This window comes from Erwinia sp. HDF1-3R, assembly GCF_039621855.1.
Taxonomy (GTDB): domain Bacteria; phylum Pseudomonadota; class Gammaproteobacteria; order Enterobacterales; family Enterobacteriaceae; genus Erwinia.
This window is the reverse complement of record NZ_CP155071.1, coordinates 1,180,916-1,195,076: the sequence shown is the minus strand read 5'-3', so window position 1 is coordinate 1,195,076 and position 14,161 is coordinate 1,180,916. Positions and strand designations below refer to the sequence as shown.

Here is a 14,161-nt window from a genome sequence, read left to right as displayed (position 1 = left end):
TTTTAATGGCAGGGAAAATATTTACGTAAACTGAAGTGGCCGTATTAATGGTTATAAAAATTAATATACGAACCATGAGACTGTTAAAAAAATAACTCAACCTTACTCTTTTGCGGAGTAGAATTGCATGTTTGATTTTACTTAACATTATGTGACACCCCCTAAATTTTATTAATGTAAATTACCTGCCAGTTTATCGATTCTTTCGCATTAAGACAGCCCTCAATAACCTATCGCTTCTGATGCTGCTCACCAGAATATTTCTTATTCATAATCCATTTAGATATCTATGCAATCGATGTTATTTCTCAGTCTGTTTGTTGGTCTCTGACTTACGCAATGAGTTTGTGTAATCCGAAGAGTTCATGGCTGAGCGCGAGGGTAAACGGGCATAGCCACGATTGGCGGCACCATCAACTTTGTTAAAGGTTTTAAAAAAAACCATCATTTATATCCCGTGTTAGTCGCACACCCTTGCTTTATGGGTTTAAATATCTGTGCCGATGCTCAGCATTTTTAAGCTATAAAGTGAATCAGCACATCTGCCAGCGTTACCTGTTCAGAGGTATCATCATTACCGCCTCGGGGAATGGGCCGCCGTAACGGCTCGACCCGTCAGACAGAGCCAGATAGTTGTCCCAGAAACAGGCGACTGATTAATTTTCTTCCGGTTTGATATAAACACTGCCTTCATCTTCCCTTTGCAAAAGGCTCCATGTTGCCGGAATACGTATTTCAGGCGCGTACATATCACTCTGATATTTCGTCGCCTCCGGCATCAACGTCCCTGCCTCAACATCAATAAACTGCTGATGCCCTCCGGCGATGGTTGCCCAGTGGCCGGAGTGCAGACAACGCTCCCCGCTCTGGCAGGTAATACGTTTACCCGGCGCATCATCCAGAAAGTATTCCGATTCATCAGGGATAATCCCGTCACAATAACGGGTATCCTCCCAGACCAGGCGCCAGTGAACATTGCGATAGCGAATGGGATCGTCGGTTATCAGCATTTCCGTAGTACTCTCCATTAACACGTCGTAATAAACCTGGCGGGGAGCATTCATTCCACGAATAAAATAGTTATAGGCACCCAGATTTTTAAACCCGCTGATACCAGCTTTAATCACCAGAAGTTTATGGTTATACAGAATCTTCACCGGCTCCCAGATACCGTCGCAGGGAACCGGATCGTCGGTTTCGATAACAATGTCGCTACGCTCCGGTACGGGCGGGAGATTTTTCGGGAATACCGGATAGGTTAAGTGGCTTAAATTATAAATATAATTACTGGGGTCCAGTAAGCTCGCTGCATCAAAAAAATTACAAACGTTATTTTGTGGTGGATAGAGCAGATTATCGCCTTCAAATTCTGCCGCAACCCGCCACTTATTAATTTTTTCTATTTCCGGAGGATAGGGCTCCCGTTGCCCGCCCCGTTCACTATGACAGGGCCAGTAAAAATAAGCTCTTATTAAACTAACCGGCCGAAAGAGTTGATCGAACTCACCTGTTTTAATTTGCCATACCTGCCGATTTCCCGCCGCCAGTTCCGTTAGCCCTTCATCATAAAGACGCAGGGCATCGTATGCCCAGATAATAACCTTAGGATGAAAACCCTTGGTTATTTCCTCCGGCCAGGTTTTCAGCGCCTGTTCATAGAGTTGTGTAAAATAAGCCCAGTTATCCCGTTTGCGTTGCCACAATGTATAGCTGCTTAGGCGCTGTAACAGCCAAAATAACCTGCGCCTCACGACATCATCGGTCATCGGGTATCTGGTTTTTTCAATGGACATCATGGTTCATTTCCTGTGGTGGTCTGGTGTTCAATGCGGGCCGCGTTAATCATCATCCGGTCCTTCACTTTGCTGCGCAGCTCATCGTCATGCAGTTGCCGGGTATAGGTGGCATAGGGCGGTTCAACCCCCTCTGGCCGGGTATAACCATGCACACCTTCAACCTCTTTCCAGCCGGAAGGATAAAATTCCGCTCTGACGCCATTAATTTCAATACTGGCAGGTTTTCCGGTCGCTTTTACCTGCTCCCCGATTCTGTTCAGTTCTTTTTTTAGCAGTTCATCCAGATTAATAATGACCTGCTCACCACCACCTTTCAGATACTGAGCAGGAACCTCGTTCCCAAATTGTTCCGCAATTCTGCCGTGCCAGGCGTTAGTACCGGGCATTCTTGCAGCCAGGTCTTCCGGCAGATGCAGTACCACCAGAAAACCATTGCCATTCCACTCATCCAGTACCGCCGATAATTGTCGCCATTCATTTGCGTCACCAGGCACTTTTTGATAGCCCCAAAATCCCCCTGCCGCCCAGGAGCCGCCGGACTTAGTTGCCAATGCAGTCTCGTTTCCGAAAGCCCGGAAAATCGTACTGCCTGCCATCTCCCGGGCACTTTTAGCAGTGATTTCACCGCTAAAAGAAGCGATATCTGTAAAGACCTGTTGTCCTTTAACGAATGACGGGCTTTCTCCTTTCCAGTTAACAATATCTGGATAACCTTTTTTCGAATACTTACGCCGTAACCTGTCTTCATGAAATTTTTCCGCATGAATACTCGGAAAACGCGTTCCCTGCTTTGGCGCATCCCGCAGCGGGCGTTCTATCAGATAGGCTTCCGCTTCACGCCGCACTTCAGCCCTGCCCTTACCCGTTGCCACCGTATGGATTTCACCTTTATACACCAGCGCCTGCAATACCCGCAGTTTCGCATTCAGCTCCTTCAGCGCCTGCGGGATCATCCTGGATGCCAGCGGTTGCAGGGCGGCAAATCCATCCCGCACACGCAGTAAATCGGCCTGCCATTTCTCCGGCAAAATCCGCCCCACTCTGGCTTTCAAAATCTGGTTTATCGCGGTGATCATCGTGGTGCAAAAATCGCTCATTTTCTCAATCAGCTGTGCCTGATACTCCACCACGTTCAGTTTATTCAGCCACTTCACCGCATCGCCTTCGCCTACACGATTCAGAAACTTAATCACATCACCAAGCGTTTCCACATTCTCTGCCGCTTTGGTTGTGACACGCAGCGCCAGACGTCCCACCCCTTTAATCACCCCACCAATTACCGGGATCAGCGCAAACAGTAAAATAACCAGAAATACCCATTCAGTAACGCTTTCCCGCTTCTTTGGTTCTTTGGCAAGCCCAATGGATACCGCAATCAGATCGCGTACAGCAGTCACATCACCAACCAGCGGGATCATGCCAGTTACCGCATCGACAATGATCTGTCCGATGGTCTGTTTTTCATTAAACGCGCCCTGAAGCGTGCCCCAGATCCACTGCCCGGTTTCCAGGCTGGTTTCTTTAAACCAGGCAACACTTACCTCACTCATTGAACACCTCCGTTGTGTTTCTCTATCAGCGCATCGATATCAGATTCACTCAGTGATGACCCCGTAAATTGCTGATTATTTATGGTGCCTTTTCGCATATAACGCCGTGTATCCGGCCCAAACTCCACCTGCATACTTCCTGCCGGAATATCGTCCAGATGCAGATACCCCGCACCGTCCAGATTTCCGGTACGTACTGACCCATCCGCCAGTGTTGCCATAAACGGCGCCCCCACCACAGGCGCGTCGTCGTGATAGCGATATTGCATCAGCGCATCCGTGCTGTTTTTGACCGGATCTGCCAACCACAGCATGTCCGGTTCTTCTGTCGCTTTCCCCGTCAGGTGAGTACGCTTAACCTTCCGCGTATAGGTCATATCCGTGCCGTACTCTATCTTTCCCGCCTTCTATTATCAGATAGCTGCCCCCACCTATCAGCGTCACTTTCTTCTTACCCGCAAACAGCATGTCGCTGGCCGATATCAGGCTCAGCTTCTGCTCCGCACTGATGTGCATCTTCCCGTTCTGCGCCTGTATCTGCACCGGGCCTTCGCTGGCGTTCAGGCTGAGTTTGCCCGCTCTGGCAAACAGGCCTGTCTGCTCAGTTCGCGCTCGTGGTGAATACGGGCATAAAACGCCCCGCTTTCGGTTACCGGCTCAGAGATGTTGTCGTCGCCCGCCTCGGGGAATGGGCGGCCGCAATGACTCTGCCCGTCAGACAGAGCCAGATAGTTGTCCCAGAAACAGGCGACTGATTAATTTTCTTCCGGTTTGATATAAACACTGCCTTCATCTTCCCTTTGCAAAAGGCTCCATGTTGCCGGAATACGTATTTCAGGCGCGTACATATCACTCTGATATTTCGTCGCCTCCGGCATCAACGTCCCTGCCTCAACATCAATAAACTGCTGATGCCCTCCGGCGATGGTTGCCCAGTGGCCGGAGTGTGGGCAGCGCTCACCGCTCTGGCAGGTAATGCGTTTACCCGGCGCATCATCCAGAAAGTATTCCGATTCATCAGGGATAATCCCGTCACAATAACGGGTGTCCTCCCAGACCAGGCGCCAGTGAACATCGCGATAACGAATGGAGTCGTTCGACAAAATAGCCTCCGTATCACTTTCAATCAATACATCGTAATATATCTGCCGGGGGGCATTCATACCGCGAATAAAATAGTTGTAAGCCCCGAGGTTTTTAAAACCACCGATGCCGTCTTTAACCACCAGAAATTTATGGTTGTACAAAATCTTTACCGGCTCCCAGATACCATCACAGGGTACCGGATCGTCGGTTTTTATAATAATGTCTCTGCGTTCAGGAACGGGGGGAAGGTTTTGGGGGAATACCGGGTAGGCAAAAAGGGTTAAATTATAAATATAATTTTCAGGTTCCAGTAAATACTCTGCATCAAAAAAATTACAGACATTATTTTGTGGCGGATACAGCAGATTATCCCCCCAAAACTCCGCCGCAACACGCCACTTATTAATTTCTTCTATTTCCGGGGGATAAGGTTCCCGTTGCCCGCCACGTTCGTCATGACAAGGCCAATAAAAGTACTTCTCAATTAAACTCACCGGCCGAAAAAGTTGATCGAATTCACCTGTTTTAATCTGCCACACCTGCCGGTTTCCTACCGCCAGTTCAGGTAAGCCTTCATCATAAAGACGCAGGGCATCGTATGCCCAGATAATAACCTCTTTATCAAACCCCTTCGTGATTTCCTCCGGCCAGGTTTTCAGCGCATGTTCATATTTTTCAGTAAAGCATGCCCAGGCATCCCTTTTGCGCAGCCACAGGCTGTAGCTGCTCAGACGCTGTAACAGCCAGAACAGTTTGCGGCGAACCAGGTCATTACTCATTGGATACTGAGTTTTGGGTATCGTAATCATTGTTCACTTCCTGTCGTTGTCTGGCGCTCCACACGGGCGGCGTTAACTATCGTTCTCTCCTTCACCTTGTTGCGCAGTTCATCGTCATGCAGTTCTCGCGTATAGGTGGCATAGGGCGGGTCAATTCCCTCAGGTTTGCTGTAACCGTGCACGCCTTCCACATCTTTCCAGCCAGAAGGATAAAACTGAGCTTTTACCCCGTTAATCTCCACGCTGGCAGGCTGCCCGGTGGCCTTGACCTTCTCACCGATGCGATTAAGTTCTGTTTTCAGCATTTCATCCAGATTAATTATCACCTGCTCGCCGCCGCCTTCAAGGTACTGGTTGGCTCTCTTTTGTCCGAACTGTTCAGCTATTTTACCGTGCCAGGCATTAGTGCCCGGCATCCGCATGGCAAGGTCTTCCGGCAAATGCAACACCACAAGAAAACCGTTGCCGTTCCACTCATCCAGTACCGCCGATAGCTGCCGCCACTCTTCCGCGTTACCAGGCACTTTCTGATAGCCCCAAAACCCTCCCGCAGCCCAGGAGCCGCCGGGCTTTGTTGCCAGCGCAGTCTCGTTGCCGAAAGCGCGAAAAATCGTACTACCCGCCATTTGTCTGGCGCTTTTTGCGGTGATCTCACTGCTGAAAGAGGCTATGTTTATGAAAATTTTCTCTTTTCCAAAGGCCGGGCTTTTTTCTTTATATCCCAATAAGTCCGGGTAGCCTTTTTTGGAATATTTACGCCGCAGTATAGTTTCGTGCTGCTTCTCCGCATGAAGACTCGGAAATCGCGTTCCCTGCTTTGGCGCATCCCGCAGCGGGCGTTCTATCAGATAGGCTTCCGCTTCACGCCACACTTCAGCCCTGCCCTTACCCGTTGCCACCGTATGGATTTCACCTTTATACACCAGCGCCTGCAACACCCGCAGTTTCGCATCCAGCTCCTTCAGCGCCTGCGGGATCATCCTGGATGCCAGCGGTTGCAGGGCGGCAAATCCATCCCGCACACGCAGTAAATCGGCCTGCCATTTCTCCGGCAATATCCGCCCCACTCTGGCTTTCAAAATCTGGTTTATCGCGGTGATCATCGTGGTGCAAAAGTCGCTCATCTTCTCAATCAGCTGTGCCTGATACTCAACCACGTTCAGTTTATTCAGCCACTTCACCGCATCGCCTTCGCCTACACGATTCAGAAACTTAATCACGTCACCAAGCGTTTCCACATTCTCTGCCGCTTTGGTTGTGACACGCAGCGCCAGACGTCCCACCCCTTTAATCACCCCACCAATTACCGGGATCAGCGCAAACAGTAAAATAACCAGAAATACCCATTCAGTAACGCTTTCCCGCTTCTTTGGTTCTTTGGCAAGCCCAATGGATACCGCAATCAGATCGCGTACAGCAGTCACATCACCAACCAGCGGTATCATGCCAGTTACCGCATCGACAATGATCTGTCCGATGGTCTGTTTTTCATTAAACGCGCCCTGAAGCGTGCCCCAGATCCACTGCCCGGTTTCCAGGCTGGTTTCTTTAAACCAGGCAACACTTACCTCACTCATTGAACACCTCCGTTGTGTTTCTCTATCAGCGCATCGATATCAGATTCACTCAGTGATGACCCCGTAAATTGCTGATTATTTATGGTGCCTTTTCGCATATAACGCCGTGTATCCGGCCCAAACTCCACCTGCATACTTCCTGCCGGAATATCGTCCAGATGCAGATACCCCGCACCGTCCAGATTTCCGGTACGTACTGACCCATCCGCCAGTGTTGCCGTAAACGGCGCCCCCACCACAGGCGCATCGTCGTGATAGCGATATTGCATTAGCGCACTGCTGCGGCTCTTCGCCGGATCAGCAAGCCAGGGCATATCGGCCTCAGCGCTCGCAGCCCCCGTCGTCGCCGAACGCTTAATCTTCCGCGTATAGGTCATGTCCGTCCCGTACTCTATTTTCCCGCCTTCGATAATGAGGTAACTCCCGCCCCCCATCAGCGTCACTTTCTTCTTACCCGCAAACAGCATATCGCTGGCCGATATCAGGCTCAGCTTCTGCTCCGCACTGATGTGCATCGCACCGTTCTGCGCCTGTAGCTGCACCGGGCCTTCGCTGGCGTTCAGGCTGAGTTTGCCCGCTCTGGCAAACAGGCCTGTCTGCTCCCCCGCCAGAATGGCGGTGTTACCCATCGACCCGCTGCTGAAATCCCCTGAAGCATTCATTGCGACGTTCTGACTGGCGGCCAGCTGCATATGCTCACCGCTGGTGAACGCCACGCCCTGCGGGCCGTGGCAGTGAATCATCCCGTTCAGCGGCTTCAGCCTCTGCTCAAACATCGCCTGCTGGCTGGCGATATCCGCCTCCAGCGCCTGCGCCTGTTCTGCCGCCGCCGCTAACTGCTGAAGCTGATTGCGGCAGACAGCGATTTCCTTCAGCGCCGTTTCCATGTCCAGTACCTCACCTGCCGCTTTGCTCTGCCCGTCTGTGGTAATAAACAGCCCTTTTGCCACGCGGATGACGCCGTACTCGTCGGTGCGCAGTTCAAAGCCGGTGCCCCGCTGTTTATTCTGCCCGTCGGCGATATGCCCCTGGTTCAGCTGCGTACTGCCGAAAGGCGTGGTCAGCGCGATATGCTCCTGCCCGCGCTGGTCTTCCATCCGCAGTTCATTGGCAGCAGGGGTGCGCAGAACGTTCTGGCTGCGGTTGTCACGGGTGACCACATCCTGATGCTCTGAGTCGTGAAACGCGTGGGCGATATACGGCCTGTCGATGTTGCCGTCGTCAAACGCAATGCCCACTTCAGTGCCATCGATAAGCGGCGTGTGCCAGCCGTAAGTGTCGCCGGAGTAAGGCTTCGCCTGGCGTACCCACAGAGAGTGGTAGCCCGGCTCTGCGTCTTCACGGCTGAAGTCCAGCTTCACCCGGTAGCGACCCTGGCTGTCCAGATGCGCGTAGATGTCGTGCTTCTCCCGGCTCTCGATACGGGCCGGCAGCGTGCCGTGTATCTTTGGTCGGGGCAGTTCAGCCGGACGAAAGCAGAACTGTTCGCTGTAGGGCATGCCCCATACCGACACGTGCAGGCGTGTGTCGCGGGCGGCGCTAAATGTGGCCAGCGTAATCAGCAGTCCGTCCTGCAGGTCATTCAGGGTGCTGTCGTCGGCTTCCAGAACCATCCCCGGCGTCAGATGTGCGGCGTTGCTGAACAGATGCAGACGGACGGACTGATTCAGTTCGCGCTCGTGGTGAATACGGGCATAAAACGCCCCGCTCTCCGTTTCCGGCTCAGAGGTGCTGTCGTCGCCCGCCTCGGGGAATGGGCCGCCGTAGCGGTAGTGCTCCCCGGTGGTGGTGGCACTGTTTCTGACGGCGACCGCCGAGTCCATCGGCGTGCTCGCCGTGCGGTAGTTATAGTCCCGGGTGCGGACCAGACCCGTCACCGTATTGTGCCAGCTGCGCAGGTCCCACACCGATTCCGCTGCGCCGTCATAAAGCGCCGACGGCTCCTGATACGGCACATGGACATCAAACTGATAAAACTGCTGGCTGGCCATCCACAAGATGGCCGATATTCAGCTGAGTCTTGCCGTATTCAGTTGCGAGCTTGATGTGCTCTTCCTGACGCTTATCTTCCAGGCGAAGTTTGTTGTTTGCCGGTGTACGCAGGACGTTACGCGTGTGGTTATCATTGGTGACGGGGTCCGGGTGTTCAGAATCGTGCTGGGCATAGGCGATATACGGGCGGTCAGGATCACCCGCATCAAACATCACCGAAACTTCGGTACCGTCAAGCAGGGGGGCATGGAAACCGTATTTATCACCCGCGTAGGGTTTCGCCATCCGTAGCCAGAGGTAGGCATAGCCCTGTTCACGGCCATTGCGGTCAAAATCAAGCTTCACCCGGTAACGCCCCTGACTGTCCAACCAGGCATAGATATCGCCTTTCTCGGTGCTTTCCACACGGGCAGGCAACGTACCGGCAATCACCGGGCGATTATGTAACGGTGGGCGGTAGCACACGGCTTCACTGTAGGGGATCCCGGTAAAGGTCATCGTAAAGCTTTGCTTACGCGAACCACTGCTTTGCACACCTGTGATGACGATACCGTCTTTCAGGTTGGCGGGAAGCGAACCCTGCGGTTCAAGCACCTCACCCGGTGCCAGCACCGGACTGGTTGTTTTCCCGACAACCCCCTGCTGCGCATTCAGAATGCGTTCATGACGCAGCCGGGCGTAATACGCGCCGCTTTCCGGGGTATCCCTGTCACCTTCACTGAGGAAAGGTTCTGCATAGTGATAAACCTCACCCGTCGTGATGCCCTCGATGCTGCTGACTGACGCGGAGCTGTCCAACGGCGTCAGTGCCTGACGGTAGTTGTAATCCCGGGTCGCCACGCTCCCGGAGACAACCTGCTGACGGGTTTTGATATTCCAGACGCTGAGCTGGCCGTTATCACTGGTGTGCGACGGCGGGATCAGCGGCAGAATCACCCCAAACTGATACTGTGCCGAGCTGTCCTGAAAAATCACCACGTCCTGTTCCAGGCGGCCATCCATTTCAAAGCGCCAAAAAATGCCCACTTCGGCCAGGAGACGCTGGATGAACTCCAGATCGGTTTCACGCCACTGTGTGATGAGCTCACGCACCGGGTAAGACTGCGACAGACGCCATTCAAAATCGGGCCCTTCCAGCCCGTGTGAACGCAGGATTTTCTCAACCACTTCCGTTACGGACTGATTGAGATATATCTCGCTACGCCTGGTATGCTGTAGCAGCGCAATACGCGGCACAATATTGAGCGTGTAGTGGGTCTCATCAGCCGACGTTGAAAGACGCTGAAAGGTGTGGACCACGCCATAGACAGTGCGCACTGGCGTGGCGGGCATTCCGTTATACAACGGTATCTGGAATGTAAACGCCGCCGGTTTAAGCAGCACGCTGTCACTGGCAATGTCACCCGCAGTACAGGTCACCCTGACGGTATAGTGCCAGGGCTCACTGAGTTTTTCTTCACCCCGAAAATTGAAAACATCGAGAAAATGCGGACACGCATGAACATCCAGCCTGTAGCGGGACATCCCCAAAAGCGCATCTATTTTGTCCTTTGCCAGGGCAATTACAGAATCAGTCATCCTCTCTCCCTCACTCCCGCTTTTTCTCAGAGGTATATTTTTAATACTGAAAAATACACCTCTCACGCAGCTTAGTTATTATTTCCGCTCAAATAAGAAATGCGTTCATTTGTCATTTTAGCCTGACATTGATAAATGCCCGTTCTTTGGCTGACATCCATCGTTTCTGAAGATGCATCAGAAATCTTTCCGCATTTTTTTACTTTGTCATTAATCCAAGTCAACTGCTCATTTTTCAGTGCATTTCTTGCTGAGTCAGGGAGTTCTTTCCATAGTGCATTCAATTCTCTGTCCGCGTTTTTATAATTTGATTGTGCCTGGCCCAGGGAACTCTGAGAGAGGGCCTTGACGATTCGCTCTTTATTTTCAGCTAATACGCTGACATTGAACATCACGTCGGAAATATCACTTCTGCTGAAATTGCTGAAAATGATGTCTTTGTTATTGTCTGCAAGCTTCGCGTTATAGCTAACATCGTTCCAGACCACGCTACCATTGTTGATTTTCCCATACGCGCCCGTGACAGAACGTAAATAACCAGGGGCGTTACTTACTACATCCAGTGTTTCCTGAGGAATTTTCAGTGATATGGTCGCTCTACAATTCAGACCATAGCTCCGACTCCCATCCGTCGACACATTTGTAATATTTAAGACGATGCTGTTAAGCGCGCTCTGATATGTTGAAACAGGCTTGTCATATCCATATTTATTTTTGGTCAAAAAATCACTCTGAAGCAAACCTGATGCATCATTCCTGATGTAATCAGAAAGCGCTTTAACTGCATCAACTCTTCCACATTTAAAATCATTGGAATCAAACAACCCGGCATTTGCCGCATTGGAGAACACACCAACTGCAACCAATAAGGCTAATTTTCTGAACATCATTTTCATCTCCCTTTTATTTTTCATTAAAACTGCATTTTATTGCTTGTGAGTCGCTTCATCATGACCGAATACAAGTTCAATCCCGTCGTCTTCATCCCACCCCAGGGTGAGTGTCTGCGGTTTCTGTTTTGCCGCCATGTGCGTCAGCAGCTGCTGGCTCAGTACCGGCAGGATTTGTTGATTGAGCAGGCTGTCAACGTTACGCGCGCCGGTGTCCGGCAGCAGGCAGGCGGCGGTCAGGGCGTCATACAGACTCTCATCGATTTCCGTTTTCAGACCATAATGCCGGTGCAGGCGTTGACTCACCTGGTCAACTTTCATCTCCACGATGGTGCGCATCGCGGTCTCATTCAGCGGGCAGTAAATCACGGTCTGGAAACGGGCCAGCAGTGCTGGCTGGAAGTGGTCGCGCAGAATGGGGCGCAGCAGTTCGTGCAGGTCGCCTTCAGTGGCTTCCGGCTGTTCATCCAGCAGTTGCATCAGATGATCGCTGCCAAGGTTGGAGGTCATCAGAATAACAGTGTTACGGAAGTCGATTTCGCGTCCTTCGCCGTCACGCATAAAGCCGCGGTCGAACACCTGGTAAAACAGGTTCATCACGTCGCGGTGCGCTTTTTCGACTTCATCGAGCAGCACCACGCTGTACGGACGCTTGCGCACCGCTTCGGTCAGGATGCCGCCCTGGCCGTAACCGACGTAGCCCGGCGGTGAGCCCTTCAGCTGGGAAACGGTATGCGGCTCCTGGTACTCCGACAGATTGATGGTGATAAGGGATTTTTCACCGCCGTACAGCACATCGGCCAGGGTGAGTGCGGTTTGTGTTTTCCCGGTGCCGCTCGGGCCAACCAGCAGGAACACGCCCTGCGGGCCGCTCTCGGACGTGAGTCCGGTTTTGGCGGCACGCAGACGCTGGGCGATGGCGTTGAGCGCAACGTCCTGGCCCACGACGCGCTTGCCAATTTCCCTTTCCAGGTTCAGCAGTTCGGTCTGTTCGTCCTTCATAAGTGAGGAGAGCGGCACCCCGGTCCAGTCAGCAATCACGTTGGCCACGGTGCGGGTGTCCACATCCAGCTGAATCAGCACATTATCCTGCTGGAGGGTATCCAGCTGCGCCTGCAGATTATGGATGTCGGCCTGATTCCCCTTCTCTGAACGGACAGACTGACGGCAGGCCATCAGCCGTTCACTGAGGCCTTTTTCCTCCGTGAAGCGGGTTTCAAGCTGCTCCAGGGCATCGGTTCTCTCCTGGCGCTGCTGTTCGATGACGGCCAGACGGTCACTGTGTGTATTGCCACCGACCGACATATCCTCCAGTAGCGCCTTCTCTTCCAGCTCCAGCGCCGTTAGCTGCGCTTTCAGATGAACCATCGCTTCCGGTAAGGTATCCAGGCTCATACGTACGCGTGCCGCCGCGGTATCGAGCAGGTCGATCGCTTTGTCAGGCAGCTGACGACCGGTCAGGTAACGGCGGGAGAGCGTGACGTCGAGGGTGAATTTATCCAGCGCATTTTGCAGGGCCGGGTTGAGTTCCCCTTCTTTCAGCTCTGCCCCGGCAGGACGGCCGACAAATTCCACCTCGCTGCCGTGATCCTGGGTCAGTTCGGCTTCCAGTTGCAAATCCGGACGCTCATCAGACTGCGCATCAAGCAGCGGCAGCAGCCGGGAGAGCTGGCTCATCCCGAGCGTCAGCAGTGGCCACAGACCATCACAGTGGGCAAGTTTCTGGTTTTCCGTCAGCGCCATCAGCAGGTGAACACTGCGGATACTCTTCTCTCCGGCAAGCGAGGCCAGCATCCAGGCTTCCTGCATCAGTTTCTGGATATCAGCGGATAACTGCGGGCGTCTGCGTACCGAGCGCGGTTGATTATCCAGCCAGCCGAGCAAATCCTGCCACAGCGCATCCATATCCCACTCGTAGCGACGCGCCAGCACCGTCAGGTCACCTTCGCCCTGCTCCAGCAGTTTCAGCAGCCAGTGCTCTGGCTGGATTTCCGCGTGCGCTCGGGTCTGGCAAAGCGAAGCCGCGCCTTCCATCGCACGGGCACAGTAAGGGTTCAGACGTCGCAGCAGGATGGCTGGATTTTCCATGAAGTTCTCTCTTTGTCGGTTCCTGGACACGCTACCGCCCATCGCTGTTTCCCGTGAAGGGGACCAAAGCGCACGCGGTCGGGCTGGCAGTTTGTGGGTTTCTTTGCTCAACGCCCGCCCGGGCAGAGGTTCAGCAAAGAACAGCGGAAAGGTCACCCCCTCCGCTTAAGAACGAGGATTACGCGATATATGACGCACTAAGCGATTACGCTAAATAGTTCGCGTCACAGGAAGGCGGCAAGGTCATGAGTCCCCGGGAGCATAGATAACTATGTGACCGGGGCGAATGAATGCAGCCAACGCACCTGTGGCGCGAAATATGACGCGTAATCAGGCGGTGGCGCGTTCGTTCCACGAATCGGAATGAATGATGTTGCCGTCTTTGTAGGTCCAGGTGATTTTTTCGTAACGCAGTTCGATGGCTTCGAGGTGATTATGCTTCTCGAAGGAGGGATCCTTGACGTCGTGCATTTTCGGCGCGACTTTCACCAGCTTGACGTTTTCCAGTTTGGTATTGAAATACTCCACTTCCTGGCCCGCATCGTTGATCTTGTACCACTTGAATTCGGCAGACTTCAGGGTCTGACCGGTGGTCACCGCCTTGTACAGGTACGGGCTGGAGGAGTCGATTTCCTTAGTGAACAGAAACGGGGTGTGAATACGGGTCCCGGTCAGCTTGCCGGTGTTATTGTCGGTCGGGATGTACAGGCAGTGATCCTGTGCAATCACTTCGATGCTGCCTTCACGATCTTTCACATCGACGGAACCTTTAATGTCCGCACCGCCGTCGTCTTTCAGCCAAAGATAAACAGGAATAGCCATGTG

Annotated in this window: 9 protein-coding genes and 2 pseudogenes; all 11 read right to left on the bottom strand. The window is 52.7% G+C overall.

Annotated features, from left to right (window positions below; translation table 11 throughout):
- Window positions 1-656: 656 nt before the first annotated feature.
- The 11 genes and pseudogenes from AAGR22_RS05315 to AAGR22_RS05265 all read right to left on the bottom strand — a co-directional run bounded on the left by AAGR22_RS05315 (window position 657) and on the right by AAGR22_RS05265 (window position 14,158).
- On the bottom strand, window positions 657-1,796 hold the full coding sequence (locus tag AAGR22_RS05315) for an Imm72 family immunity protein (RefSeq protein ID WP_345830752.1): 1,140 nt from the start codon (window positions 1,794-1,796) through the stop codon (window positions 657-659).
- Complete coding sequence (locus AAGR22_RS05310; protein WP_345830750.1) at window positions 1,793-3,346, bottom strand: hypothetical protein; 1,554 nt, start codon at window positions 3,344-3,346, stop codon at window positions 1,793-1,795. Before AAGR22_RS05310 ends, AAGR22_RS05315 begins: the two co-directional genes overlap by 4 nt.
- Window positions 3,343-3,660, bottom strand: a complete 318-nt coding sequence (locus AAGR22_RS05305; protein WP_345831648.1) for a hypothetical protein — start codon at window positions 3,658-3,660, stop codon at window positions 3,343-3,345. Before AAGR22_RS05305 ends, AAGR22_RS05310 begins: the two co-directional genes overlap by 4 nt.
- A 33-nt stretch (window positions 3,661-3,693) precedes the next feature.
- A pseudogene (locus AAGR22_RS05300) lies at window positions 3,694-3,949 on the bottom strand (DUF2345 domain-containing protein); the annotation flags it as partial.
- Window positions 3,950-4,101: 152 nt separating this feature from the next.
- Window positions 4,102-5,241 carry an Imm72 family immunity protein gene (locus tag AAGR22_RS05295; protein ID WP_345830748.1) on the bottom strand — a complete coding sequence of 380 codons (1,140 nt, stop codon included), beginning with the start codon at window positions 5,239-5,241 and terminating at the stop codon, window positions 4,102-4,104.
- Complete coding sequence (locus tag AAGR22_RS05290; RefSeq protein WP_345830746.1) at window positions 5,238-6,788, bottom strand: hypothetical protein; 1,551 nt, start codon at window positions 6,786-6,788, stop codon at window positions 5,238-5,240. Before AAGR22_RS05290 ends, AAGR22_RS05295 begins: the two co-directional genes overlap by 4 nt.
- Window positions 6,785-8,779 (bottom strand): type VI secretion system tip protein VgrG, encoded by a 1,995-nt coding sequence (gene vgrG, locus AAGR22_RS05285; RefSeq protein WP_345831551.1) that lies wholly within the window; start codon window positions 8,777-8,779, stop codon window positions 6,785-6,787. The genes AAGR22_RS05290 and vgrG (AAGR22_RS05285) overlap by 4 nt, the downstream gene beginning before the upstream one ends.
- A pseudogene (vgrG, locus tag AAGR22_RS05280) lies at window positions 8,778-10,358 on the bottom strand (type VI secretion system tip protein VgrG); the annotation flags it as partial. The pseudogene vgrG (AAGR22_RS05280) and the gene vgrG (AAGR22_RS05285), both read right to left, overlap by 2 nt.
- Before the next feature lie 71 nt (window positions 10,359-10,429).
- Window positions 10,430-11,248: a lysozyme inhibitor LprI family protein gene (locus AAGR22_RS05275; protein ID WP_345830744.1), complete on the bottom strand. Its 819-nt coding sequence runs from the start codon at window positions 11,246-11,248 to the stop codon at window positions 10,430-10,432.
- Window positions 11,249-11,284: 36 nt separating this feature from the next.
- Complete coding sequence (locus AAGR22_RS05270; RefSeq protein WP_345830742.1) at window positions 11,285-13,336, bottom strand: AAA family ATPase; 2,052 nt, start codon at window positions 13,334-13,336, stop codon at window positions 11,285-11,287.
- A 330-nt stretch (window positions 13,337-13,666) separates the two neighbouring features.
- Entirely contained in the window at window positions 13,667-14,158 is a 492-nt protein-coding gene (locus AAGR22_RS05265; RefSeq protein ID WP_067704760.1) for an Hcp family type VI secretion system effector, read from the bottom strand.
- Window positions 14,159-14,161 lie beyond the last annotated feature (3 nt).

Bases quoted from the DNA above. Each gene is read 5' to 3' on its own strand.
- AAGR22_RS05265 (WP_067704760.1), bottom strand. From the start codon at position 14,158: ATGGCTATTCCTGTTTATCTTTGGCTGAAAGACGACGGCGGTGCGGAC.
- AAGR22_RS05295 (WP_345830748.1), bottom strand. From the start codon at position 5,241: ATGATTACGATACCCAAAACTCAGTATCCAATGAGTAATGACCTGGTT.
- vgrG (WP_345831551.1), bottom strand. From the start codon at position 8,779: ATGGCCAGCCAGCAGTTTTATCAGTTTGATGTCCATGTGCCGTATCAG.
- AAGR22_RS05290 (WP_345830746.1), bottom strand. From the start codon at position 6,788: ATGAGTGAGGTAAGTGTTGCCTGGTTTAAAGAAACCAGCCTGGAAACC.
- AAGR22_RS05305 (WP_345831648.1), bottom strand. From the start codon at position 3,660: ATGCTGTGGTTGGCAGATCCGGTCAAAAACAGCACGGATGCGCTGATG.
- AAGR22_RS05275 (WP_345830744.1), bottom strand. From the start codon at position 11,248: ATGATGTTCAGAAAATTAGCCTTATTGGTTGCAGTTGGTGTGTTCTCC.
- AAGR22_RS05270 (WP_345830742.1), bottom strand. From the start codon at position 13,336: ATGGAAAATCCAGCCATCCTGCTGCGACGTCTGAACCCTTACTGTGCC.
- AAGR22_RS05310 (WP_345830750.1), bottom strand. From the start codon at position 3,346: ATGAGTGAGGTAAGTGTTGCCTGGTTTAAAGAAACCAGCCTGGAAACC.
- AAGR22_RS05315 (WP_345830752.1), bottom strand. From the start codon at position 1,796: ATGATGTCCATTGAAAAAACCAGATACCCGATGACCGATGATGTCGTG.